This window comes from Microbacterium sp. NPDC055442 (assembly GCF_053644215.1).
On the sequence record NZ_JBSHLF010000003.1, the window covers coordinates 229,644 to 252,433 of the forward strand.

The window sequence follows — 22,790 nt, forward strand, 5'->3', positions numbered from 1 at the left end:
GAGCCCGCGGACCACCTCATCCGGAGTGATCTCATGAGCAAGCGCACGTTCCAGCCCAACAACCGCCGCCGCGCCAAGAAGCACGGCTTCCGTGCCCGCATGCGCACCCGCGCCGGCCGCGCGATCCTCGCGGCACGTCGCGGCAAGGGCCGCACCGAGCTCTCCGCCTGACCCAGCACGTTGCTGGCGAGGCCGAACCGACTCACTCGCGGAGCGGAGTACAAGGCCGTCGTCCGTCGGGGCCGACGGTGCGTCGGCGAGCACACCGTGACGTACGTCGGCGGTTCGGCCGATGATTCCGCGGCTCGCTTCGGTTTCATCGTGAGTCGCCAGGTCGGCTCCGCCGTTGTGCGCAACACCGTCCGCCGTCGGCTCAAAGCCGTCTGTGCCGGAGCGCTGCCGTCGGTCCGGCCCGGTGCCGAGATCGTGATCCGTGCGCTGCCGAGCGCGGCGACGGCCGATTTCGGTGAGCTGCGCGACGAGGTCGTCCGCTGCCTCTCGCGTCGGGCGGCAGCATGAGCGTCCTTCCGGCCTATGCTCTCGGCGATGCCCGATGGGCGGCATCCGATCTGCTGCCTTCCATCCCGCTTGCTCCGCGCAACCTCGTGCTCGGGCTGTTGCACGGCTACCGCGCGACGATCTCGCACCTCTACGGCGACGTCTGCAAGTACTATCCGTCGTGCTCGGCCTATGCCGTCGGCGCCGTCCAGCAGCACGGTGCGCTCAAGGGTGCGGCGCTGACCGCCGCCCGTCTCGCACGTTGCCACCCGTGGGCCGTCGGGGGCGTCGATGACGTTCCGGCCCATTCGAGCTTTCGTCACGCGCTGACCCCTCACGGGTTCGTCGTGCCTGTCCCCACCGGAAAGGATTGATCCGCCGTATGGATCTTCTGCTTGCCTCGACACCCGCCCCGGACGCGGGTGGAGGCGGATTCGACCTCATCGGGACCATCCTGTGGCCGCTGAAATGGCTCGTCGAGCTCGTCCTCGTCGGATGGCACTGGCTGTTCACGGCGGCCGGGCTTCCTGCCGCAGAGGGCATCACCTGGGTTCTGTCGATCGTCGGTCTCGTCATCGTCGTGCGCTCGGCGATGATCCCGCTTTTCGTCAAGCAGATCAAGAGCCAGCGGAAGATGATGGAAATCGCCCCTGAACTGCGGAAAGTTCAGGAGAAATACCGCGGGAAGCGCGATCAGCTCTCCCGCGAGGCGATGAGTCGCGAGACGATGGCCCTCTACAAGAAGCACGGCACGACACCCGTGTCGAGCTGTCTGCCGCTGCTCGTGCAGATGCCGGTCTTCTTCGCCCTGTTCAGCGTGCTGAACGATGTGCAGAAGATCCGCGACAATCCGAACTTCAGCGGTGTCGGGCTGCTCAACACAGAGCTCACACAGGAGTTCTATGACGCGAAGCTCTTCGGTGTGGCATCCCTGCACGAGACGCTGATCAACGCCGTCGAGAGCAGCAACACCGTCGCGATCGTGATCCTCGTGATCCTCGTCGTGCTCATGATCGGGTCGCAGTTCTTCACGCAGCTGCAGATCATCTCGAAGAACCTGTCGCCCGAGGCCAAGACCGGCCAGGCCTACCAGATGCAGAAGATCATGCTCTGGGTGCTGCCGTTCGCGTTCGTCTTCTCGGGTGTGTTCTTCCCGCTCGGTGTCGTCATCTACTGGTTCGTGTCGAACCTGTGGACGATGGGCCAGCAGTTCCTCGTCATCCGCGAAATGCCCACTCCCGGTTCGGATGCCGCCAAGGCACGCGAAGAGCGGCTCGCTCGCAAGGGCAAGGCGATCGATTCGTCGGGCAAGGTCGTCCCGATGGAGAAGTACCTCGCAGAGCAGCAGCGTCTGCTCGAAGAGGCCGAGCGCGCTCGTGCCGCGGCCCCGAAGCGCCAGCAGCCCGTCAGCAAGCAGCGTGCCAAGAAGAAGCAGGGCGGTGCCGGACCGCAGAAGAAGCCGGACGCTGACGGCAAAAGCTGACACCCGAACCAGAACGATAACGAGGACACCATGAGCATCTCCCCCGACGTCTCCGCCGAGGAACGGCCTGAGCGCGCGCCGGCGACGGTCGAGCAGCTCGAACAGGAAGGCGACATCGCCGCCGACTTCATCGAGGGCCTCCTGGATATCGCTGACATCGACGGCGATCTCGACCTCGACGTTCGGTCCGGTCGAGCCTATGTCTCGGTGGAGCCGCCGGAGGGTGGCTCGGTGGACCTCTTGTCCGACCCCGACACGGTGCACGCGCTGCAAGAACTCACCCGCATCGTCGTGCAGAACCAGACCGGTCGGTTCTCACGCCTGATCCTCGACATCGGCGGATCCCGTGATGCGCGCCAGCGCGAGCTCGAGGCGCTCGTCGACCGGGCGATCGAGCGGCTCGACGAGGGCGCATCCCAGGCATCCCTGCCGGCGATGTCGAGCTATGAGCGCAAGCTCGTGCACGACGTCGTGGCGGAACGGGGATTCGTGTCGGAGTCCTACGGCGAGGCCGCGGATCGTCACACCGTGATCCGGCGCGCCTGACGCGTTTCACGTGAAACATTCATGAGTGACATCGAGATCGAGCCGGCCGCAGCCACGGAGATCTTCGGCGACCGCATCGACCTGGCGCGCCGGTTCGCCGATTCCCTGGGGCGTCACGGCGAAGAACGCGGGCTCATCGGTCCCCTCGAACCGCCGCGGTTGTGGTCGCGCCACATTCTGAACAGTGCGGTCGTTGCTCCCCTGTTCTCTGGCCGCGTCGGAGACGTCGGATCAGGTGCGGGACTGCCCGGGCTCGTCCTGGCTATCGCGCGTCCTGACGTCGAGTTCGTGCTGATCGAGCCGATGGAGCGACGCGTCGCCTGGTTGACGGAGCAGGTAGCCGACCTCGGCCTCGACAATGTCGAAGTGCTGCGCACGCGGGCAGAGGACTGGGATCGCGGTCCCGTGCTGGATGTCGTCACCGCGCGAGCCGTCAGTGCGCTGCGCACCCTCGTGGCGATCACCGCACCTCTTGTTAAGGACGGCGGTGAACTGATCCTCCTCAAGGGAGCTTCCGCGCCGGGAGAGATCGACGCGGCTCAGAAGCAGCTGCGCCGATTCCACGTGACCGACGTGCGCGTTGAGATCGTGGGCGCCGACCTCCTGGACGAACCCACCCGCGTCGTCCGCGCCACCGTTCGCTGACCTCCGGACGCCGGTGATCGAGTAGCGCCTGCGGCGCGTGGTCTCGATACGCCGGCTTCGCCGTCTACTCGACCACCGGGTGGGCGCGCGGTCCCGGTGATCGAGTAGCGCCTCCGGCGCGTATCGAGATCCTCCCCACGTTTCACGTGAAACACCCGCGTGGCGAGGTTCCTGGTCTCGATGCGCCGGCTTCCCCGACTACTCGACCACCGGCGGGTGCGCCGGTCCCGGTGATCGAGTAGCGCCCCCGGCGCGTATCGAGATCCTCCCCACGTTTCACGTGAAGCACGCTCTCAGCGGCGAACTGGTCTCGATACGCCGGCTTCGCCGTCTACTCGACCACCGGTGGGGACGCCAGACCCCGGTGATCGAGTAGCGCCCCCGGCGCGTATCGAGATCTTCACTCGTTTCACGTGAAGCACGCTCTCGGTGGCGAACTGGTCTCGATACGCCGGTTTCGCCGTCTACTCGACCACCGGTGGGGACGCCGAACCCCGGTGATCGAGTAGCGCCTGCGGCGCGTATCGAGATCTTCACTCGTTTCACGTGAAACGCGATCTCTGCGGCGAACTGGTCTCGATACGCCGGCTTCGCCGTCTACTCGACCACCGGTGGGTGCGCCGAACCCCGGTGATCGAGTAGCGCCTGCGGCGCGTATCGAGATCCTCCCCGCGTTTCACGTGAAACACGATCTCAGCGGCGAACTGGTCTCGATACGCCGGCTTCGCCGTCTACTCGACCACCGGTGGGTGCGCCGGTCCCGGTGATCGAGTAGCGCCTTCGGCGCGTATCGAGATCCTCCCCACGTTTCACGTGAAACACCCGCGTGGGTGGGCGACCTGGTCTCGATACGCCGGCTTCGCCGTCTACTCGACCACCGGATAGCCGCACGTACCCGGTGATCGAGTAGCGCCTTCGGCGCGTATCGAGATCTTCACTCGTTTCACGTGAAACACCGGTGTGAGTGGGTGTCCTGGTCTCGATACGCCGGCTTCGCCGTCTACTCGACCACCGGATAGCCGCACGTACCCGGTGATCGAGTAGCGCCTCCGGCGCGTATCGAGATCCTCCCCTCGTTTCACGTGAAACACGATCTCAGCGGCGAACTGGTCTCGATACGCCGGCTTCGCCGTCTACTCGACCACCGGTTGGGTGCGCTGTCCCCGGTGATCGAGTAGCGCCTGCGGCGCGTATCGAGATCATGTCCATACGTGTCCTCCACAGAGCACGTCCGTCAGGCATTCACCACGAATGCCCGACCGTGGTGCTTGAGAATCGCACGCGTACGTCAACGTGGACCGATGGCATACATGTACATCCTCGAGTGCAGCGACCGAACTACCTATGTCGGCAGCACCCGTGATCTAGAGCGGCGTCTGTGGGAACACAACAATGGCGAGGGATCGGCGTACACGCGATGTCGCCTGCCGGTCAGGCTGCTGTACTTCGAAGAGTACGAGCGAGTAGAAGACGCGTTCCGCCGCGAGAAGCAAGTTCAAAACTGGGGTCGCGCGAAGCGTTTGGCCCTCGTGAAGGAACGCGCCGAACGGCTTCCGGAGCTGAGCAAGAAGCGCCGCCGCCCCTCGGTGATCGAGTAGCGCCGGAGGCGCGTATCGAGATCTCTTGTTTCACGTGAAACGTGGGGGTTTCGATACGGCGGCGGGGCCGCCTACTCGACCACCGGGGGTGGTGGTTCGGTGCGCGTATCGAGATCATGACACCTGCGCGGAAGCACCGCGTGGGGGTGGGGCAGGTTAGAGTGGGATGCGTTGTCCGACGACCCCATCCAGGAGACCGTTTCACGTGGAACATCCCGACGAACCGGCGCCGACGGCATCCTCTTTCAGCCTCGACGACTCGCCGATCGCCCGGGAACTCGCGGATCTCAATGCCCGTCGACGAGTCCTCGAGAGCGCGGAAGTTCAGTTCAGTGGTCGCACGCGCGTCCTGACGATCTCGAACCAGAAGGGCGGGGTGGGAAAGACCACCACGACGGTCAATGTCGCCGCCGCGCTCGCGGCTGCCGGCGCCCGCGTGCTCGTGATCGACCTGGACCCGCAGGGAAACGCATCGACGGCGCTCGGCGTCCCTCATAGCGCGGAGATCCCGAGCATCTACGACGTCCTGATCGACGAGTTTCCGCTCGCCGACGTCATCCAGACCAGCCCCGAATCACCCCGACTGTTCTGCGCCCCCAGCACGATCCACCTCGCGGGTGCCGAAATCGAGCTCGTCTCGCAGGTCGCCCGCGAACATCGCCTGCGCACCGCACTCGACAGCTACCTCGCGAACGAGGAGCATCGCCTCGATTTCGTGCTCATCGACTGCCCGCCCTCGCTCGGTCTGCTCACGATCAACGCCTTCACCGCCGCCACCGAGCTGCTCATCCCGATCCAGTGCGAGTACTACGCGCTGGAAGGCCTGAGCCAGCTGCTCGGCACGGTCCAGATGATCCAGAAGCACCTCAATCCGCGTCTGAACCTGTCGACGATCATGCTCACCATGTACGACGGGCGCACCCGCCTCGCTCAGCAGGTCGCCGAAGAAGTACGACAGCACTTTCCGAACGAGGTGCTCGACACCGTCATCCCACGTTCGGTGCGTGTTTCGGAAGCGCCGAGCTTCGGACAGACGGTCATCGCCTACGACGGCCAATCCGCCGGCGCGGTCGCCTACCGCGAAGCCGCTGTCGAGATCATCCGGCGCGACGGCGCCCCTCAACCCCCACGAGAAGAAGAGGAGTCCTGATGGCGAAGCGCACAGGCCTCGGTCGCGGCATCGGCGCCCTCATTCCCACCAGCGAACCCACTGAGGCTCGTCCCGCCGACGTGTTCTTCCCGCGGGGGACCCCGTCAGAAGGGGATCCTTCGCCCGACGGCGCCGCATCGCCCGACGACGCGACCACGACGACAACGGCTCCCGCGTCGCCTGAGCTCGTCGCGGTCCCCGGCGCGCACCTCGCGCACATCGATCCGCACACGATCGTTCCCAACCCGCGCCAGCCGCGCACGCACTTCGATGCCGACGACCTCGCCGAGCTCGTGCACAGCGTTCGCGAGTTCGGCGTACTGCAGCCCGTCGTCGTGCGCGACACAGGCGAGGGCACGTACGAGCTCATCATGGGCGAGCGCCGCACCCGCGCCGCCCGCGAGGCGGGCCTCGAGTCGATCCCCGCCGTCATCCGCGAGACCTCCGACGAGCACCTGCTGCGCGACGCTCTGCTCGAGAACCTTCACCGCTCCGAACTGAACCCGCTCGAAGAGGCCTCGGCCTATGAGCAGCTCCTCGCCGACTTCGGGATCACGCAAGAGGAGCTCGCGAGCCGGATCGGCCGTTCCCGCCCGCAGATCAGCAACACGATCCGCCTGCTCAAGCTTCCCGTGCCCGTGCAGCAGCGCGTCGCCGCCGGCGTGCTCACGGCCGGTCATGCCCGCGCGATCCTGTCGGTCGACGACACTGACGCGATGCAGCGGCTGGCCGACAAGATCGTCAACGAGGACCTCTCCGTGCGCGCCGCCGAAGCTGCCGCGAAGATGACGGATGCCGCCGGCACACGCCGTCCGAAGCCGCAAGCCGGGTCCCGGCGCGCACACCTTGACGACCTCGCGGGACGGCTCGGGGATCGCCTCAACACGCGCGTCAAGATCGCACTAGGCGCCCGAAAGGGCCAGATCAGCATTGATTTCGCCAGCATCCAGGATCTCAACCGCATCCTCGAGGAACTCGGCGAGACGCCGTTCGGCGCGAGCTGACGAAGCGTCGAGCACGCGGCACCCGCCTCGAGAACATCCCGGTCGGCGTCGGCACCCGCATCGCCGTACCGACGTACCCTGGATAGGTGAGGAACGACGACCAGACGCCCCGGCGCCGAGCGAGCTTGGAACTGCTGCGTGCCGAGGCGACCGACGAACTTTCCGTCGTCATCGACGAGCGTCTGCGTTCCGGTGAAGACCCGTGGGAGTTCATGGAGGACTTGCCGACGGTTGACGAGCTCGTCGTGTTCACGCTGCGCGCCGAGAACATCGAGGCCGACGGCGGCGTGCGTCCGACGGCTGCCCGGCACTATCGCGTGCTGCGTCAGATCGCCGAGGACTATCCGCAGCTGACGCCCGCCGTCTGGCGGCTGCTCGGTGACGCCAATACGCACCGCCTCTGGGATGCCACGGTGCGCGCAGACGCCTCATAGAACACGAAACCCCCGATGACGTAGGAAAACATCACCGGGGGCTTCGGATGCTAGGTGTCAGCCGATGTACTTGGCGAGGTCCTGCTCGAGCGCGAACTTCGGCTTGGCGCCGACGATGGTCGCCTCGACCTCGCCCTTGTTGAAGACCTTCATCGCCGGGATCGAGGTGATCTGGTACTTCATCGCGAGATCAGGGTTCTCGTCGACGTTGAGCTTGAGGATCGTGATCTTGTCGGGGTTCTCGGCCTGGATCTCGTCGAGAACGGGAGCGACCATGCGACACGGTCCACACCATGCGGCCCAGAAGTCCACGAGCACGGGTCCTTCGGCCTGGAGCACGTCCTGCTCCCAGGTGGCCGACGTCGTCGCCTTGGCGGTCATGTGTATCTCCTTCTGTGGGACGTCTCTGGATGGGGGAAACGTGCGAGACGCCGGGTTTGTTCCGAGGGTGTCAGGCGACGCCGACGTCGGCGAGCCCGTCGATGGGGGAGGATTCGGCGGCCGGAGTCCCCGCCTCGCCGAGTGCGGCGAGGTAGTGCTCGACGTCGAGCGCGGCCACGGTGCCGCTGCCCGCGGCCGTGACGGCCTGCCGGTACGTGGGGTCGATGACGTCGCCGGCGGCGAAGATGCCCGGCACCGAGGTGCGTGAGGTGCGACCGTCGACCCACACCGTGCCTTCGGGGGTGAGGTCGAGCTTGCCGTGCACGAGGTGCGTGCGCGGGTCGTTGCCGATCGCGACGAAGACGCCGTCGAGCGCGAGCTCGCGCGTCTCACCCGTGCGGGTGTCGCTCAGCACGATGCCCGTGACGGCGTCCTCACCGAGGATGTCGGCGACTTCGCTGTTCCACACGAACTCGATCTTGTCGTTGGCGAAGGCGCGGTCCTGCATGATCTTGGATGCGCGCAGCTCGTCGCGGCGGTGGATGACGTAGACCTTCGAGGCGAACTTGGTGAGGAACGTGGCTTCCTCCATCGCCGAGTCGCCTCCGCCGACGACGGCGATCGTGCGCTCGCGGAAGAAGAACCCGTCACAGGTCGCGCAGTACGACACTCCACGGCCGGCGAGACGGGCTTCGCCTTCGATCCCGATCTTGCGCGGCGCCGAACCGGTCGCGAACACGATCGACTCCGCCTCGTGCACGCCACCCGAGCCCAGGACCACGCGCTTGACGGGTCCGTCGACATCGAGCGACACGACATCGTCGTACAGCACCTCTGCGCCGAACCGTTCCGCCTGCGCCTGCATCTTCGCCATCAGGTCGGGGCCCATGATCCCCTCGGGGAAACCGGGGAAGTTCTCGACATCGGTCGTGTTCATGAGCTCACCACCGGCCTCGACCGAGCTCGCCACGACGAGCGGCTCGAGATTGGCCCGCGCCGCGTAGATGGCGGCGGTGTATCCGGCCGGTCCGGAACCGATGACGATGACGTGACGCACGAAGACTCCTTCTCGATGACGGATGCTGCGGCATCCGCTGACATCAACCCATGCTAACCACGCCGCATTCCACCGCCGGCGGGACCCGCGGCGATCAGCGACGGCGGGGGATGACGCGGCGTGCGAGATCCAGAGCGGGGCGCAGCTCGGGCGCGCGCAGCAGTGCGAGCACCCCGACATACACCGCGAACGAGACCAGACCGATGAGTGCCGTCGCGACGGCGCCGAGCAGCTTGTCGGCGACGGCCCAGCCGGCATCGCCCCCGAGCAGCAGGAAGGTCAGCCACCCCGCCGCGGCGGCGGGGACGGCGGCGATGAGGAAGCGCCCGTACGCGACGAACCACGCGCCCGCGCCGAGCGCACCCAGCCGCCGCCGCAGGAGGGTCGTGGCGATGACGACCTGCACGAGCGTCGAGATCGACTGGCCGAGCGCGACTCCCGCGGCAAGCTGCGCGAGCGGCAGCGTCGCCTGCGCGACGAGCACGAGGATCACGAAGAGCCCGCACTGGATGACCGTGAACACGAACGGCGTGCGGGTGTCGTTGTAGGCATAGAAGGCACGTTGCACGACGAACAGCACCGAGAGCGGGATCAGCCCCACGAGGTAGGCCACGAGGACGGGAGCCGCAGCGACGGCCGCCCCGGCACTGTCGGCGAAGACCCGGGTCGCGGGAACGGCGGCGGCGATGAGGGCTGCGGCGGCGATCGTGATGAGCATCCCCGTGACACGGATGCTGGCCGACAGGTCGGTTCGCACGTCGTCGTCGCGTCCGGCGTGCGCGTGCTCGGAGAGGCGGGTGAAGTACGGCGTCCCGATCGACATGACGATGATCGAGTACGGCAGCATGAAGACGAGCCACGCGTTGGCCATCGCGAACGCGGACGGTCCGTCGCCCGATGCCTCGGTGATGACGCGGGTCTGCACGAGCCCGGCGAGCGTGCGGACGACGACCATCGCGAAGGTCCATCCCGCGAGGCGTCCGATGTGACCGAGGCCGACGCCACGCCACCGGAAGTCCGGCCGCAGGTGCAGTCCTGTGCGCCGCCAGAAGAAGAGCAGCACGAGCGCTTGGATGACGATCCCGCCGGTCGCGGTGGCCCCGAGTGCCGTGACCATCGTCGGTGTCCAGTCGGACACCGCGGTCAGCTCCGTGCCGAAGACCACGCCGATGAGCCCGAAGCCGGCGATGGACACGACGTTGTTGACGATCGGCGCCCAGGTGAAGGGCCCGTAGACCTTGCGGGCGTTGAGCGCTTCGCCCACGAGGGCGTAGAGGCCGTAGAAGAAGATCTGCGGCAGGCACCAGTAGGCCAGCACCGTCGCGAGCGCCTTCTGATCGGGCGCGAACCCCGGGGCGAAGAGCTCGACCAGCAGGGGAGCGCACAGCGTCGCCACGGCGCTCGTCACGAGCAGCACGACGGTGCCGAGCGTGAACAGCTTCGAGATGAACGTGCGACCCCCGTCGGCGTGCGCACTGGCGCGCACGATCTGCGGCACGATGACGGCGGTGAGCAGGCCGTACGAGATGATCTCGTAGATCGTGTTGGGCAGCTGGTTCGCGATCGCGAAGGCGTCGCCCGCGCGGCTGAAGACCGCACCGAGCACCGTCACGAGCACGATCGTGCGGATGAGGCCCGTCACGCGCGAGACGAGGGTGCCCGCGCCGATGAGGGCGCTCGCCCTGCCGACGCTCACGGTGCATCCTCGCTCGAGGGTGTTTCGCCACGGCGGCGCTCCCGAGCACGCAGGATCGTGCGCAGCACACCGAGCACGAGGAGTCCGCCGACGATGACGGCCAGCGCGACGAGGCCGACCGTCTCCCACTCCGCCCGCACGTTCACCTCGACCCGCTCGGATGGGCCGATCGCGACGAACGAGGGGCTGCGCAGCTGCAGCTCGAGGGTGACCTCGCCGTTTCCGACGCGCGCTTCGACCGGAACCTCCACGCGCGTGTTGCTCTGCGGCGTCGCGACGATGTCGTTCGCGCGGCGCACGTTCAGTCGCAGGTCGTTGGGACTGGCGTAGAGCACGAGGTTGACGGCGTAGGGAAGGTCGTTGCGCACCGTGAACGGCAGGCCTGCGCCGGCGGCGAAGAGGTTGATCGTCTTGTTGGGCAGCAGCCGCACGGCCCCGAGCGTCTCGCGCGTCGCGAGGCGGTGCTCCGCGACCGCCGTCGTGAAGTCGCCGGCCCGCGCGGCCCAGCCGACGCCGAGCAGCTGCAGGATCTCGGCCCGCTCGATGCCGGTCAGCAGACCCGGATCGTCGAGGATCGTCGCGAAGCGGCCGAGCTCGTCTTCGTCGCCGAAGAGAGCGGATGCCGCGGCGACGCGCTCGGCGGGAGGCTCGGTGTCGACCAGCTCGACCGCCTGGGCGGCCGTGCCGGCGACACCCGTGAGGGACTGCGTGATGACGCCGGGGAAGTCGGCGACGGCGCTCAGGACGGTGCGGATCCCGATGTAGGACCGGGCGGTCGTGCGGTCGAGGGCGACGAGGAGGGGAGCATCGGCGGCGGCGGCGAAGGCGAGGTAGCCGGTCGCAGCGGCGAGGGGAGAGCCGCGCAGCGCCGACTCGTCGATCGCCGCGGCCTGCGAGAGCAGACGCGAGATCTCGGCGTCGGCGACGAGCAGCCCCGCGTCGCCCGTGGCTGCGCGGGCGCCGACCGCGTCGCCCTTCGCGCCGGCGGTCGTCGCCGTCGAGGGCACGACGGTCAGCGCAGCGCCGTCGTCGAGGGCTCCGAGCTTCGCGACGGCGTCGCGCGTGATGCTGCCGGCGTCGGGCCAGTACACCGTGCCGCGGACCGTTCCGATCGCGACCACGTCGTCGACCGTGGGGTAGACGGGGGCCTGCGGGTCGGCCGGCTCGGTCGGGGCCGGCGTCGGGGCCACGGGCAGTGTCGGGGTCGGTTCGGCGACGGGCGGAAAGTCGGCCGCCGTCATCGAGGCCGCGAACGACGTGGGCTCGAGCGGGCGCGAGAGCCCCGCTTCGAGCTGCACGGCCGGGTCGGCGTCGCCGAACTGCAGCGCGAAGCGCGTGTTGCCGAGGGCCTCGAGACTCTCCAGCCAGCTCGTCGCACTCTCCGGAGCGGCGATTCCGAGCACGCGGATCGCGGCCGGGATCGCGGGGTCGACCGCGAGGATCGCGCTCGTGCCCGAGACGCCCTCGAGCTGGCTCGTCAGCTCTCCGTCAGGCGCCGTGAGTCGCTCGAGCTCGCTCGCCGTCAGCAGCGCGTCGGCGCGCGCGTCGACCGTGATCGGCACGATGAACGACGCGCTGAGCGGTCGGTCGGGTGCGGGCACGACGATGACGCTCGTCGACACCACGGCGCCGTCGGGCGAGTCGTACGCGGCCTCGAGCGGATACACGCCCGGTCGCAGCTCGACGAGTTCGGGGGTCTCGGGCGGCACGAGGATCGCGGTGGTCTGCTGTTCGCCGGCGGAGACGGGGTCGATCGTGCCGGTGGCGACGGTGCGCGTCGTGACGTCGGACGAGCCCGCGAGCCACGCCGTCAGCTCGGCGCGCCCCGCGAGCGGAGCGGTGCCGAGCGCGAGGGTCACGGGTGTCGCGGCGATCCCCGCCGTCGTGTCGTTGTGCAGCGTGACCGACACCGTGAGCGTCTCGCCGGCGTTCAGGATGCCGTTGCGCAGCGGTGCGAGGGTGAAAGATGTCGTGCCCGTCGGGGCCGCATCCGTGGCGGCGGGCGTGGGCGACGGGCTCGGTGCGTCGGCGGCCGCGGGAAGCGGCATCCCGAGCCCGAGGGCGACCGTCAGCGCCGTGAGGATCGACAGCGCGCGCCGGGGCCGGCTCTTCCTCAGGGGGGTGTCGATCATTGCTCTGGGTTCGCTCCTGTGCGATTGCGGACCGCACGACCGAACAGATTCTACGGTCCGCCCCTCGGAGACCTCCGACAGCGCACGCGGTTGAATGGAGGACGTGACCTCTCGACCCCTGCTTCCCGAGCCCGATCCTGCCCTGTGCCGCGCGCTCGCCGACGACCTGCGCGACGCCGGCTTCACGTCGGCCGCGCTGCGCGCCGCGTGGGGTGAGACCGCCGACACGGCGATCGCGCGCGGCCTGCGCTCACCGGCGCTGCGCGCGCTCACCGGCCGCGACGACCCCCTCGCCGTGCTGGGACGACTTCTCGTGCTCGGGATGCCGCAACCCGCGGCATCCGTCGATCGGAGCCTGCCGCGCACGGGGTGCACGGGCCTCGTCGCCCTCGGTCTTGCCGTCGTGTCCGGGGACGAGATCGAACCCGTGGCGATCGTGCGTCCGCAGTCGTTCGCGGACGAGCGCGGCGACGGGGAATGGTGGATCGCGAGCGACCTCGACGAGAGCGCCCTGCAGGGTGCGCTGCCCGAAGACCACGTGCTCGGGGTCGGTGGCGCGTCGTTGACGCTCGCGTCGCTGCAGCTGCCGACGCCCGCCGAGCGGGGCCTCGATCTCGGCAGCGGGTGCGGCATCCAGTCGCTGCGGGCACGTCGCGCCGTGGATCGCGTCGTGGCGACCGACATCTCGGAGCGCGCCCTGCGGTTCACGCGCCTCAACGCCGCGCTGTGCGGCGTCGACGGCATCGAGCCGCGGCACGGCAGCCTGTTCGCGCCCGTCGCGGGCGAGCAGTTCGACCGGATCGTGTCCAACCCGCCCTTCGTCATCACGCCGCGTGTCGCGGGCGTGCCCGCCTACGAGTACCGCGACGCCGGCTTCACGGGTGACGGGCTCGTCGCGGCCGTCGTCTCGGGTGTCGGGGCCCACCTTTCGCCTGGCGGTGTCGCGCAGCTGCTCGGCAACTGGGAGACCCGCGACGGCGTCGACGGTCTCGAGCGCGTTCGGGAGTGGATCGCGGCGGCGCCCGTCGCCCTCGACGCGTGGGTCGTCGAGCGGGAGCAGCTCGACCCGCTGTCGTACGCCGAGCTGTGGGTGCGCGACGGCGGCACCCTGCTCGGAACGCCCGAATACGCGCGGCTCATCGACGCCTGGCTCGAGGACTTCGACGCCCGCGCCGTGTCATCGATCGGCTTCGGCTACGTCCTGCTGCGGCGCCCGGCGGCGGGCGAGGCGACGCTGTCACGGTACGAGCGGGTGACCCAGGCGCTGCCCGACGGCGGGCTCGGGCGGCATCTCGCCGACGCGCTCGATGCGCATGACGCGCTCGCGCGGCTCGACGATGCGGCGCTGGCCGCCTGCGTCGCGCTCGTCGCGGCCGATGTCACCGAGGCCCGGCACCAGCTGCCGGGAGCCGAGGCGCCGACCGTCATCGAGCTGCGCCAGGGTGCGGGGTTCGGCCGGTCGCTGTCGGTCGACCCGGGTCTGGCGGCGCTCGTCGGCGCGTGCGACGGCGACCTGCCGCTCGGCCTGCTGATCGACGCCATCGCGGAGCTGCTCGAGGTCGATGCCGTCGCGCTGCGCGCCGACCTGCTGCCCCGCGTGCGCGAACTCGTGTTCACCGGATTCCTGAGTCTCGTCGGTGGGGCGTCGAGTTCTCCGGACAGAAACGGCGTTTCGGGGGCAGGGGAGCGGGAACCGACGATCCGTCCGGAGAAGTGGACGCCGGATCCGCCCCACGGCGCTCGGTAGGCTCGAACCCATGCTGAATATGGCCGACGGCGTCGCGCGCCTGGCCGCGCTCGCGGAGTCTCCCGTCGTCGCGACGCTCGCGCGCGCCTTCGCCGACGCCGGGTTCGACCTCGCGATCGTCGGCGGCCCGGTGCGCGACGCGCTGCTGGGCCGCGAGACCCACGACCTCGATTTCACGACGAACGCGCGGCCCGACGACATCCTGCGGATCATCAAGCCCATCAGCACGGCGCAGTGGGACATCGGCCGTGCCTTCGGCACGATCGGTGCGAAGGTCGCGGGGGATTCCCCACTCCTTCTCCACGGATCGCGTTCGCGCTCCGCGGAGCCTCGAGGCGCGGGGGCTCAGGTCGAAGTCACGACCTATCGGGCCGACAGCTACGACGGCGTGACCCGCAAGCCCACCGTCGAATTCGGCGACACGATCGAGGCCGACCTCGGTCGCCGCGACTTCACCGTCAACGCCATGGCGTTGCGCGTGCCGTCGCAGACGCTCGTCGATCCGACGGGCGGCGTCGAAGACCTCGTGCGCGGCGTGCTGCGCACACCGGCCGACCCGCACGTGAGCTTCGGCGACGACCCGCTGCGCATGCTGCGTGCCGCGCGGTTCTCGTCGCAGCTGGGCTTCGAGGTCGACCCCGCGACGGTCGAGGCGATCACCGAGCTGCGCGCCACCCTCGAGATCGTGAGCCCCGAGCGGATCCAGAGCGAGCTCGTGCGGCTGCTGCAGACCGACGATCCGACACGCGGCATCCGGCTGCTCGTCGAGACCGGCCTCATGGGCGAGTTCCTCCCCGAGATTCCGGCCCTGCAGCTCGAGGTCGACGAGCACCACCATCACAAGGACGTCTACGAGCACTCCCTCACGGTGCTGCAGCAGACGATCGACCTCGAGCACGAGCGGCACCCGGATGCCGCCCCCGACGTCGCGCTGCGGCTCGCGGCGCTGCTGCACGACATCGGCAAGCCGGCGACCCGGCGGCTCGAGCCCGGCGGCGGCGTCACGTTCCATCACCATGACGTCAAGGGCGCCCGGCTCGCGCGCAAACGGCTGCAGGCGCTGCGGTTCGACTCGGACACGATCTCGGGCGTGACGCAGCTCATCGAGCAGCACCTGCGGTTCTTCGGCTATGCCGAGGGGGCATGGACCGACTCCGCCGTCCGGCGGTACGTACGCGACGCGGGATCGCAGCTCGAGCGCCTGCACATCCTCACTCGTGCCGACGTCACGACCCGCAACCGGCGCAAGGCGACGCGGTTGCGCAACGCCTACGACGACATCGAGCGGCGGATCGCCGAGCTCTCGGCGCAAGAGGAGCTCGAGGCGATCCGTCCCGACCTCGACGGCAATCAGATCCAGGCGATCCTCGGCCTCACCCCCGGGCGCGAAGTGGGCGAGGCCTATCGGTTCCTCCTCGACCTGCGCCTCGACGAGGGCGTGCTGGGCGAAGACGAAGCCGAGCGGCGTCTGCGCGCGTGGTGGGCCGACCGCGCCTGAGCAGACCTCCCGTGCGGCGCGCCGTCGACCTACACTGGTCAGGCGTCGATCGGAGCCCCATGTCCTCGCCATGGTCCCCGCAGCGCGGCGTCTCACCGGAGGGCGCGCGCCTTCTGATCGAGCGCGCCCACGACGAGCTCGTTGCGGGCAATGAAGCCGACGAGCGGCTGCAGAATGTCCGGCCGCTCGTGCGCGACTCGTGGCGCCGTTCGATCGCCTCCCTCGTCGGCGTCGAGAGCCTGCCGCCTCTCGAACTCGGTGCCGACGTCATCGACACGTACCGCCGGGAGCATCCGCTGGCCGCTGCGGTCGACATCGTGCGCGGACTCCTGCTTCCTGGAGGCGCCGAGGATTCGGGGGTCGTCGTCGCGATGGGGGATGCCGCGGGTCGGCTGCTCTGGGTCGAGGGCGACCGGGCCGTGCGGCGCCTGACGGGCGATGTGGGCTTCGTGCCCGGCGCGAACTGGTCCGAAGACGCCGTCGGAACCTCCGCCCCCGGCACGGCGCTCGCGCTGGGGCGCTCGGTGCAGATCCGCGGGGCCGAGCACTTCAACCGGCTCGTGCAGCCGTGGTCCTGCACCGCTGCTCCCGTGACCGATCCGGAGACGCGTCGCATCCTCGGCGTCGTCGACGTCACGGGGGAGTCGCCCGCCGCGTCGGCGCAGGCCCAGCTGCTCGTCGCCGCGACCGCTCGCGCGATCGAGACTGAACTGCTCGTCACGCGACTGCGCGCTCGGGCCGAGTCCGCACCGCCCGCGAAGCCGTCGCGTCGCCCCGAGATGACGCGGGCGACGCTTCGGGTGCTCGGCCGAGACCGGGCGCTGCTCGAGCTCGCGGGCGAGGGTGTCGAGACGGTGAGCGAGCTCGGAGCGCGGCACGCCGAGATCCTGCTCATGCTCGCCGTTCACCGCCGCGGGCTGTCCGCCGACCGGCTCGGCGAGCTGGTCTACGGCGACCCGTCCGCCGCCGACACCGTGCGACCCGAGCTCGTGCGCCTGCGCAAGGTGCTCGAACGCACGGCGCCGCAGCTCGCACCCGCGTCGCGCCCGTATCGGCTCACGGTTCCCCTCGAGACCGACGCGCACCACGTGCTGTCGCTGCTCGACCGGGGTGCGCATCGCGTCGCGCTCGCCGCCTACCGCGGCGACGTGCTCCCGGATTCGACGGCGCCCGGCGTCGAGGAGTTCCGCGACACGGTGCGCACGACGTTGCGTGAGGCGCTCATGGCCGAGGCATCCCTCGACGTCCTGCTCGCCTACGCCGACACCGCGCCCGACGACGTCGAGCTCCTCCGCCTGTGTCTGCAGATGCTCCCCGCCCGTTCGCCCAAGCGGGCCCACCTCGTCGCCCGCCTCGACCGTCTCGAGTCCTGACCCGGCGGTGAGCCCGCGCGGGCGCCGCATCCCCCGCGCAACGGTTTGCAACGTTGCGGCGCCTACCGTCGTTCCCACGCGACACCGACGTCGCGAAACCGTCGAAGGAGACCAGTCATGACCATCGTCGAAGAGAGCGTCTCGAGCGTCTACGCTGCCCCCGGGCAGCGCGGCTCGGTCGCCGAGTATCGTCCTCGCTACGGCCACTACATCGGCGGCGAGTTCGTCGAGCCCGTCAAGGGCCAGTACTTCGAGAACATCTCGCCCGTCAACGGCAAGCCCTTCACCGAGGTCGGGCGCGGCACCGTCGAGGACATCGACCGTGCCGTCGACGTCGCCTGGCAGGCGTTCGAGTCGTGGAAGCGTACGACACCCGCCGAGCGCGCCGTCATCCTCAACAAGATCGCCGACCGCATCGAGCAGAACCTCGAGAGGATCGCCGTCGCCGAGACGTGGGAGAACGGCAAGCCCGTGCGCGAGACGCTCGCCGCCGACATCCCGCTCGCTGTCGACCACTTCCGCTACTTCGCCGGCGTGCTGCGCGCGCAGGAGGGCACGCTCAGCCAGCTCGACGAGGACACCGTCGCGTACCACTTCCACGAGCCGCTCGGTGTCGTCGGGCAGATCATCCCGTGGAACTTCCCGATCCTCATGGCGACGTGGAAGCTCGCTCCCGCGCTCGCCGCCGGCAACTGCGTCGTGCTCAAGCCCGCCGAGCAGACGCCCGCGTCGCTGCTGTTCCTGTTCGAGATCATCGGCGATCTGCTGCCCGCGGGGGTCGTCAACATCGTCAACGGCTTCGGCATCGAGGCGGGGGCGCCGCTCGCGCAGCACAAGCGCATCCGCAAGGTCGCGTTCACGGGTGAGACCACGACGGGCCGGCTCATCATGCAGTACGCGTCGCAGAACCTCATTCCCGTGACGCTCGAGCTCGGAGGCAAGAGCGCCAACGTGTTCTTCGAAGACGTCGCCCGCTCGACCGATGACGCCTACTACGACAAGGCGCTCGAGGGCTTCACGCTCTTCGCCCTCAATCAGGGCGAAGTGTGCACGTGCCCCTCGCGCGCTCTCATCCAGCGCTCGATCTACGACGGCTTCATGGGCGACGCGCTCGATCGGGTGGCCAAGATCGTGCAGGGCAACCCGCTCGACCCGGCGACGATGATCGGCGCACAGGCATCCAATGATCAGCTCGAGAAGATCCTGTCGTACATCGACATCGGCAAGGCCGGTGGCGCGAAGCTGCTCGCCGGTGGCGAGCGGGTCGACCTGGGCGGCGACCTCAGCGGGGGGTACTACGTCGCACCGACCGTGTTCGAGGGCACGAACGACATGCGGATCTTCCAGGAGGAGATCTTCGGCCCCGTCGTCTCGGTGACGTCCTTCGACGACTTCGACGACGGCATCTCGATCGCGAACGACACCCTCTACGGCCTCGGTGCCGGGGTGTGGAGCCGTTCGGGAGACACCGCCTACAAGGCGGGACGCGCCATCGAAGCCGGGCGCGTCTGGACGAACACCTACCACCAGTACCCGGCGCACGCCGCGTTCGGCGGGTACAAGCAGTCCGGCATCGGTCGCGAGAACCACCTCAAGATGCTCGACCACTATCAGCAGACGAAGAACCTGCTCGTGTCGTACGCCGAGGGCGCGATGGGCTTCTTCTGATCCGGCTCGTCCCTCTTCTGCCACCGGACCCCAGCCGGTTGGAGGGACGGCTCGATAGCCGGGTGAGCCAGGGGCACCCGCGCATCGGTTGGCGGGGTGAGACGCACCACGACGTTCCCCAGACGTTCGCGTCTCACTCCGCCTCTTCTGACTTCCCCCTCGGCGAACGGAGAACACGCATGGTCACCCACAGCCGCGTGGCCGTCACGGATGCCGCAGCCGCGCTGCTGCGTGAACTGACGACGCAGCACGGGCCGCTCATGTTCCATCAGTCGGGTGGATGCTGCGACGGCAGCGCGCCCATGTGCTATCCCGTCGGCATGTTCATCACAGGTCCGTCCGACGTGCTGCTGGGCGATCTCGACGTCGGGCTCGACGGGGCCATCGAGGTGTACATCTCGGAAGCGCAGTTCGAGTACTGGAAGTACACGCACCTCACGATCGACGTCGTGCCAGGTCGGGGTGCGGGGTTCAGCGTCGAGTCTCCGACCGGCATGCGCTTCATCGTGCGCTCGAGGATGCTGGACGAGCCCGAACTGGAGCACTTCGGGATCGGGTGAGGCTCAGCGTCCGAGGACCGACCAGACGAAGCCCATGATCTGCGGCAGCGACCACATCAGCAGCATGATGCCCACGACGATGACGACCGCCCAGGGGATGCCGCGCTTCAGCCGGCGACCCGGCGCGGCCACGCCCGGGGGCGGGCGCAGCGCGGTCGACGGCGCGGCGAAGGGCAGCCCCTCGTGCGCCGTGGCCGGAGCGGTCAGCCGGTCGTCGCGCCAGCGCTCCCACTGTGCGAGCTTGTCGAGCAGGGCGCCCACGACCGAGAACAGCCAGCTCCACGTCGCGGGGTCGAGGGTCGAGAAGTCGCGCTTGGCGTAGAGGAACAGCCAATCGTCGACGATCTCGACATCGAGGGCCGCGGCGTTGTCGATGAACCGCGCCATGATGTCGGGCGTGAACAGATAGAGCGCGTCGCGCTCGTACCCGGTGGGGCAGTACAGCGAGAAGTAGCGATCGAAGTCGCCCTCGAGGCTGAGCCGCTGATCCCGGTCGAACGAGGTCGGAAGGTTCGATCCGAACAGGCCGTTGTTGCCGAGGGCGTCGAGCACGATGTGGGGGAGGGGCACGTCGAGCTTGACGGCGACGTAGCCCCACGAGTGCGTCGTGCGGTTCTTGCCGGAACCGGTCGTGTACCGGTAGTTCGCGAACTCGACGAACCTCGGGCGCGTGCCGCGCACGAGGTCGAGGCTCTGTCTCGACGAGCCCAGGCCGAAGATCATCCCGGGCAGGCGCGGGTTCGCGAGCGTCGGCAGGTAGCCCATGCCGTTCGCCTGCGCGAAGCGGTCGAGCCTGAACCGCCGGGTCGGTGCTCCTCCGCCGACCGCACGGACGACCGCCGTGATGACCGCCGCCAGAATGCCCAGCACGAAGAGGATGAAGATCGTCGCACCGATCGCGACGAACCACGGCGGCGCTGTGCCCGAGACGGCCGCCGTGAGGAAGGCGGTCGCGGCCGTCGACACCGAGATCAGGATCATGATCGCTACGGCGATGAGGACGACGACGCCGATCACGTTGCCGATTCCGCTGCCGCGCAGCGCCCCGGTCGCGCGCAGCCGCTGCGTGAACGCGCGCACGTCGGCGCGGTCGACGGGCTCGACGAGAGGGCGCGGGTCGAACGAGGTCGACCCCTGTTCCTGATGCAGCGACATCCGTCCTCCCCTGGGTCATGCCGAGCCCACGCTACCCGCCGACGCCGAGCCCCCTGACTCGATCCCTGAGCGTGCCGAAGAGCGCGCACCACGCCGCGCCGCGGCATCCGGTATCATAGGAGGGTTGTCCGTTCGCGTTCGATGCGCGGTAAGCCGGATGACGTGCACCACACCCTCCTGCTGTGGGGAGATTCCCCGCAGCCGTTCTAGTCCGAAGGAGGTGGGTTAGTGACGCACACACACCAGTACGAGCTCATGGTGATCCTGAACCCCGAGATCGACGAGCGCCAGGTCGCTCCGAACCTCGAGAAGTTCCTCAAGGTCATCACGAACGACGGTGGCTCTGTCGACAACGTCGACATCTGGGGTCGCCGCCGTCTCGCCTACGAGATCCAGAAGCACACCGAAGGCGTCTACGCCGTCGTCAACTTCACCGCCACGAGCGAGGCCACGCACGAGCTGGACCGCCAGCTCAAGCTCGACGAGCGCATCATGCGCACGAAGGTCCTCCGCGCTGAAGAGGCCATCGCGATGGTCGCCTCCGAGAAGCAGCGCGCCGACGAGAAGGCCGCCCGCAAGGCTGCTGCTCCCGCCAAGGTCGCTGCTCCCGCGAAGGCTGCTGCTCCCGCGAAGGCTGCCGCTCCCGCCAAGGCTGCGAAGGCGTAACGACATGGCCGGCGAGACGATCATCACCGTCGTGGGCAACCTCACGGCAGACCCCGAACTGCGGTACACGCAGAACGGGCTCCCCGTCGCGAACTTCACGATCGCGTCGACGCCGCGCAACTACGACCGCCAGACCAACGAGTGGAAGGACGGCGAAGCGCTGTTCCTCCGCGCGAGTGTGTGGCGCGAGTTCGCCGAGCACGTGGCCGGTTCGCTGACCAAGGGCATGCGGGTCGTCGCGACCGGCCGCCTGAAGCAGCGCAGCTACCAGGATCGCGAGGGCAACAACCGCACCGCGATCGAGCTCGAGGTCGACGAGATCGGACCGTCGCTGCGTTATGCGACGGCCCAGGTCACGCGTGCCGCGAGCGGCGGTGGCGGCGGAGGCAACTTCGGCGGCGGCGGTGGCGGCGGCGGACAGTCGCGTCCCGCGCAGGTGGCAGAGGAGCCGTGGGCTACCCCCGGTTCCTCCAACGCCGGCGGTGGAGACGCCTGGGCGACGCCCGGTGCGTCCTACGGCGACGACACCCCGTTTTGACGCCGACCTCCGGTCCCTGAGTTCGCTAGAGCGTCGAGACCGGGTCACGGCAACAACTTTTCTCACTCTGTAAAGGAAACACCATGGCTGGAAAGGCAACCGGCGATCGCCGGAAGCCGCGGAAGGGCGCGAAGAACGCGGCCCCCGCGAAGTCGATCCGTGTCGGCGTCATTGACTATAAGGACGTCGCCACTCTTCGCAAGTTCATCTCGGAGCGCGGCAAGATCCGTGCCCGTCGTATCACCGGTGTCTCGGTGCAGGAGCAGCGTCTGATCGCCAAGGCGATCAAAAACGCGCGCGAAATGGCGCTCCTGCCTTACGCCGGCGCTGGCCGCTAAGGGGCATCCGATGGCAAAGCTGATTCTCACGAATGAGGTCGCCGGGCTCGGTAGCGCCGGTGACGTGGTCGAGGTCAAGAACGGGTTCGCCCGCAACTACCTCATCCCCCAGGGCTTCGCTGTGGCGTGGAGCCGCGGTGGCGAGAAGCAGGTCGCGTCGATTCGCGCGGCCCGTGAGTCGCGCGCGATCCACGACCACGAAGAGGCCGTCGCGCTCAAGGACGCCCTTGAGTCCAACACGGTGCGCCTGCCCGTCAAGGCCGGCGCCGAAGGGCGACTGTTCGGCTCGGTCAAGACGGGTGACGTCGCAGACGCCGTCAAGGCCGCCGGTCTCGGTGACCTCGACAAGCGCAAGATCCACATCACCTCGGCGATCAAGTCGGTGGGCCAGCACGAGGCGACGATCCGCCTGCGTGACGACCTCACCGCCGTGATCACCCTCCAGGTGGTCGCAGCCAAGTAGCACTCTCCGCTCCCTGAGCTTGTCTCCGGTCCCTGAGCTTGTCGAAGGGTCGAGAGCTTCTCTCCGGTTCCTGAGCTTGTCGAAGGGTCGAGAGCTTCTCTCCGGTCCCTGAGCTTGTCGAAGGGTCGAGACGTAGAACGGATGCCGCGGGCCCATCGGG

At 68.7% G+C, this 22,790-nt stretch carries 24 protein-coding genes; 19 read left to right on the forward strand and 5 right to left on the reverse strand.

Features of this window, described 5'->3' with window-relative positions; all coding sequences use genetic code 11:
• Positions 1-33 precede the first annotated feature (33 nt).
• The 10 genes from rpmH (at position 34) to ACWIBS_RS08390 (ending at position 7,358) form a co-directional block, all read left to right on the forward strand.
• Positions 34-171, forward strand: a complete 138-nt coding sequence (gene rpmH, locus ACWIBS_RS08345; RefSeq protein WP_043595303.1) for a 50S ribosomal protein L34 — start codon at positions 34-36, stop codon at positions 169-171.
• A 9-nt stretch (positions 172-180) separates the two neighbouring features.
• On the forward strand, positions 181-519 hold the full coding sequence (gene rnpA / locus ACWIBS_RS08350) for a ribonuclease P protein component (RefSeq protein ID WP_376130185.1): 339 nt from the start codon (positions 181-183) through the stop codon (positions 517-519).
• Complete coding sequence (gene yidD / locus ACWIBS_RS08355) at positions 516-872, forward strand: membrane protein insertion efficiency factor YidD (protein ID WP_376130182.1); 357 nt, start codon at positions 516-518, stop codon at positions 870-872. Before rnpA ends, yidD begins: the two co-directional genes overlap by 4 nt.
• Positions 873-880: 8 nt before the next feature.
• Positions 881-1,981 (forward strand): membrane protein insertase YidC, encoded by a 1,101-nt coding sequence (gene yidC / locus ACWIBS_RS08360; RefSeq protein ID WP_376130179.1) that lies wholly within the window; start codon positions 881-883, stop codon positions 1,979-1,981.
• A gap of 30 nt (positions 1,982-2,011) precedes the next feature.
• Complete coding sequence (locus ACWIBS_RS08365) at positions 2,012-2,527, forward strand: Jag family protein (protein WP_376130176.1); 516 nt, start codon at positions 2,012-2,014, stop codon at positions 2,525-2,527.
• Between the two features lie 21 nt (positions 2,528-2,548).
• Complete coding sequence (gene rsmG, locus ACWIBS_RS08370) at positions 2,549-3,172, forward strand: 16S rRNA (guanine(527)-N(7))-methyltransferase RsmG (RefSeq protein WP_376130173.1); 624 nt, start codon at positions 2,549-2,551, stop codon at positions 3,170-3,172.
• Positions 3,173-4,473: 1,301 nt separating this feature from the next.
• Positions 4,474-4,770 (forward strand): GIY-YIG nuclease family protein, encoded by a 297-nt coding sequence (locus ACWIBS_RS08375; RefSeq protein ID WP_376130170.1) that lies wholly within the window; start codon positions 4,474-4,476, stop codon positions 4,768-4,770.
• A gap of 166 nt (positions 4,771-4,936) precedes the next feature.
• Entirely contained in the window at positions 4,937-5,920 is a 984-nt protein-coding gene (locus ACWIBS_RS08380) for a ParA family protein (protein ID WP_376130167.1), read from the forward strand.
• Entirely contained in the window at positions 5,920-6,924 is a 1,005-nt protein-coding gene (locus ACWIBS_RS08385) for a ParB/RepB/Spo0J family partition protein (RefSeq protein WP_376130164.1), read from the forward strand. Before ACWIBS_RS08380 ends, ACWIBS_RS08385 begins: the two co-directional genes overlap by 1 nt.
• 86 nt (positions 6,925-7,010) lie before the next feature.
• A complete protein-coding gene (locus tag ACWIBS_RS08390; protein WP_376130161.1) occupies positions 7,011-7,358 on the forward strand; it encodes a tryptophan synthase subunit alpha in 348 nt (115 codons plus the stop codon).
• Between the two features lie 57 nt (positions 7,359-7,415).
• Here ACWIBS_RS08390 and trxA read toward each other — a convergent pair whose 3' ends face one another.
• The 4 genes from trxA to ACWIBS_RS08410 all read right to left on the reverse strand — a co-directional run bounded on the left by trxA (position 7,416) and on the right by ACWIBS_RS08410 (position 12,624).
• Complete coding sequence (gene trxA, locus ACWIBS_RS08395; RefSeq protein ID WP_376130158.1) at positions 7,416-7,739, reverse strand: thioredoxin; 324 nt, start codon at positions 7,737-7,739, stop codon at positions 7,416-7,418.
• 70 nt (positions 7,740-7,809) lie between these two features.
• Positions 7,810-8,796: a thioredoxin-disulfide reductase gene (gene trxB, locus ACWIBS_RS08400; RefSeq protein WP_376130155.1), complete on the reverse strand. Its 987-nt coding sequence runs from the start codon at positions 8,794-8,796 to the stop codon at positions 7,810-7,812.
• Positions 8,797-8,890: 94 nt separating this feature from the next.
• Positions 8,891-10,492, reverse strand: a complete 1,602-nt coding sequence (gene murJ / locus ACWIBS_RS08405; RefSeq protein ID WP_376130152.1) for a murein biosynthesis integral membrane protein MurJ — start codon at positions 10,490-10,492, stop codon at positions 8,891-8,893.
• Positions 10,489-12,624, reverse strand: a complete 2,136-nt coding sequence (locus ACWIBS_RS08410; protein WP_376130149.1) for a DUF6049 family protein — start codon at positions 12,622-12,624, stop codon at positions 10,489-10,491. Before ACWIBS_RS08410 ends, murJ begins: the two co-directional genes overlap by 4 nt.
• A 94-nt stretch (positions 12,625-12,718) precedes the next feature.
• On the opposite strand from ACWIBS_RS08410, the gene ACWIBS_RS08415 reads away from it, so the two are divergent.
• The 5 genes from ACWIBS_RS08415 (at position 12,719) to ACWIBS_RS08435 (ending at position 19,470) form a co-directional block, all read left to right on the forward strand.
• On the forward strand, positions 12,719-14,371 hold the full coding sequence (locus ACWIBS_RS08415; RefSeq protein ID WP_376130146.1) for a DUF7059 domain-containing protein: 1,653 nt from the start codon (positions 12,719-12,721) through the stop codon (positions 14,369-14,371).
• A gap of 10 nt (positions 14,372-14,381) precedes the next feature.
• Positions 14,382-15,869 carry a CCA tRNA nucleotidyltransferase gene (locus ACWIBS_RS08420; protein WP_376130143.1) on the forward strand — a complete coding sequence of 496 codons (1,488 nt, stop codon included), beginning with the start codon at positions 14,382-14,384 and terminating at the stop codon, positions 15,867-15,869.
• 59 nt (positions 15,870-15,928) lie between these two features.
• Positions 15,929-17,242 (forward strand): GAF domain-containing protein, encoded by a 1,314-nt coding sequence (locus ACWIBS_RS08425; protein WP_376130140.1) that lies wholly within the window; start codon positions 15,929-15,931, stop codon positions 17,240-17,242.
• A 117-nt stretch (positions 17,243-17,359) separates the two neighbouring features.
• Entirely contained in the window at positions 17,360-18,910 is a 1,551-nt protein-coding gene (gene exaC, locus ACWIBS_RS08430) for an acetaldehyde dehydrogenase ExaC (protein WP_376130137.1), read from the forward strand.
• 179 nt (positions 18,911-19,089) lie between these two features.
• Positions 19,090-19,470, forward strand: coding sequence for a DUF779 domain-containing protein (locus tag ACWIBS_RS08435; protein WP_376130134.1), 381 nt, complete (start codon positions 19,090-19,092; stop codon positions 19,468-19,470).
• Between the two features lie 3 nt (positions 19,471-19,473).
• On the opposite strand, the gene ACWIBS_RS08440 is transcribed toward ACWIBS_RS08435, so the two are convergent.
• Complete coding sequence (locus ACWIBS_RS08440) at positions 19,474-20,625, reverse strand: hypothetical protein (RefSeq protein ID WP_376130131.1); 1,152 nt, start codon at positions 20,623-20,625, stop codon at positions 19,474-19,476.
• 255 nt (positions 20,626-20,880) lie between these two features.
• Here ACWIBS_RS08440 and rpsF point away from each other — a divergent pair, with 255 nt between their 5' ends.
• The 4 genes from rpsF to rplI all read left to right on the forward strand — a co-directional run bounded on the left by rpsF (position 20,881) and on the right by rplI (position 22,630).
• On the forward strand, positions 20,881-21,291 hold the full coding sequence (gene rpsF, locus ACWIBS_RS08445) for a 30S ribosomal protein S6 (protein WP_376130208.1): 411 nt from the start codon (positions 20,881-20,883) through the stop codon (positions 21,289-21,291).
• Between the two features lie 4 nt (positions 21,292-21,295).
• A complete protein-coding gene (locus tag ACWIBS_RS08450; protein WP_376130128.1) occupies positions 21,296-21,829 on the forward strand; it encodes a single-stranded DNA-binding protein in 534 nt (177 codons plus the stop codon).
• Positions 21,830-21,912: 83 nt separating this feature from the next.
• Complete coding sequence (gene rpsR / locus ACWIBS_RS08455) at positions 21,913-22,167, forward strand: 30S ribosomal protein S18 (protein WP_045276591.1); 255 nt, start codon at positions 21,913-21,915, stop codon at positions 22,165-22,167.
• A 10-nt stretch (positions 22,168-22,177) separates the two neighbouring features.
• Positions 22,178-22,630, forward strand: coding sequence for a 50S ribosomal protein L9 (rplI, locus tag ACWIBS_RS08460; protein WP_376130124.1), 453 nt, complete (start codon positions 22,178-22,180; stop codon positions 22,628-22,630).
• Positions 22,631-22,790: the final 160 nt, after the last annotated feature.

What these genes read in the sequence shown, in the direction of transcription:
- ACWIBS_RS08450 (WP_376130128.1), top strand. Translation starts at nt 21,296, where the DNA reads ATGGCCGGCGAGACGATCATCACCGTCGTGGGCAACCTCACGGCAGAC.
- ACWIBS_RS08420 (WP_376130143.1), top strand. Translation starts at nt 14,382, where the DNA reads ATGCTGAATATGGCCGACGGCGTCGCGCGCCTGGCCGCGCTCGCGGAG.
- yidC (WP_376130179.1), top strand. Translation starts at nt 881, where the DNA reads ATGGATCTTCTGCTTGCCTCGACACCCGCCCCGGACGCGGGTGGAGGC.
- ACWIBS_RS08440 (WP_376130131.1), bottom strand. Translation starts at nt 20,625, where the DNA reads ATGTCGCTGCATCAGGAACAGGGGTCGACCTCGTTCGACCCGCGCCCT.
- ACWIBS_RS08425 (WP_376130140.1), top strand. Translation starts at nt 15,929, where the DNA reads ATGTCCTCGCCATGGTCCCCGCAGCGCGGCGTCTCACCGGAGGGCGCG.
- rpsF (WP_376130208.1), top strand. Translation starts at nt 20,881, where the DNA reads ATGGTGATCCTGAACCCCGAGATCGACGAGCGCCAGGTCGCTCCGAAC.
- ACWIBS_RS08365 (WP_376130176.1), top strand. Translation starts at nt 2,012, where the DNA reads ATGAGCATCTCCCCCGACGTCTCCGCCGAGGAACGGCCTGAGCGCGCG.
- ACWIBS_RS08375 (WP_376130170.1), top strand. Translation starts at nt 4,474, where the DNA reads ATGGCATACATGTACATCCTCGAGTGCAGCGACCGAACTACCTATGTC.
- rpmH (WP_043595303.1), top strand. Translation starts at nt 34, where the DNA reads ATGAGCAAGCGCACGTTCCAGCCCAACAACCGCCGCCGCGCCAAGAAG.
- yidD (WP_376130182.1), top strand. Translation starts at nt 516, where the DNA reads ATGAGCGTCCTTCCGGCCTATGCTCTCGGCGATGCCCGATGGGCGGCA.
- rplI (WP_376130124.1), top strand. Translation starts at nt 22,178, where the DNA reads ATGGCAAAGCTGATTCTCACGAATGAGGTCGCCGGGCTCGGTAGCGCC.
- ACWIBS_RS08410 (WP_376130149.1), bottom strand. Translation starts at nt 12,624, where the DNA reads ATGATCGACACCCCCCTGAGGAAGAGCCGGCCCCGGCGCGCGCTGTCG.
- ACWIBS_RS08385 (WP_376130164.1), top strand. Translation starts at nt 5,920, where the DNA reads ATGGCGAAGCGCACAGGCCTCGGTCGCGGCATCGGCGCCCTCATTCCC.
- trxA (WP_376130158.1), bottom strand. Translation starts at nt 7,739, where the DNA reads ATGACCGCCAAGGCGACGACGTCGGCCACCTGGGAGCAGGACGTGCTC.
- exaC (WP_376130137.1), top strand. Translation starts at nt 17,360, where the DNA reads ATGACCATCGTCGAAGAGAGCGTCTCGAGCGTCTACGCTGCCCCCGGG.
- ACWIBS_RS08380 (WP_376130167.1), top strand. Translation starts at nt 4,937, where the DNA reads ATGCGTTGTCCGACGACCCCATCCAGGAGACCGTTTCACGTGGAACAT.
- ACWIBS_RS08435 (WP_376130134.1), top strand. Translation starts at nt 19,090, where the DNA reads ATGGTCACCCACAGCCGCGTGGCCGTCACGGATGCCGCAGCCGCGCTG.
- rsmG (WP_376130173.1), top strand. Translation starts at nt 2,549, where the DNA reads ATGAGTGACATCGAGATCGAGCCGGCCGCAGCCACGGAGATCTTCGGC.
- ACWIBS_RS08415 (WP_376130146.1), top strand. Translation starts at nt 12,719, where the DNA reads ATGGAGGACGTGACCTCTCGACCCCTGCTTCCCGAGCCCGATCCTGCC.
- rpsR (WP_045276591.1), top strand. Translation starts at nt 21,913, where the DNA reads ATGGCTGGAAAGGCAACCGGCGATCGCCGGAAGCCGCGGAAGGGCGCG.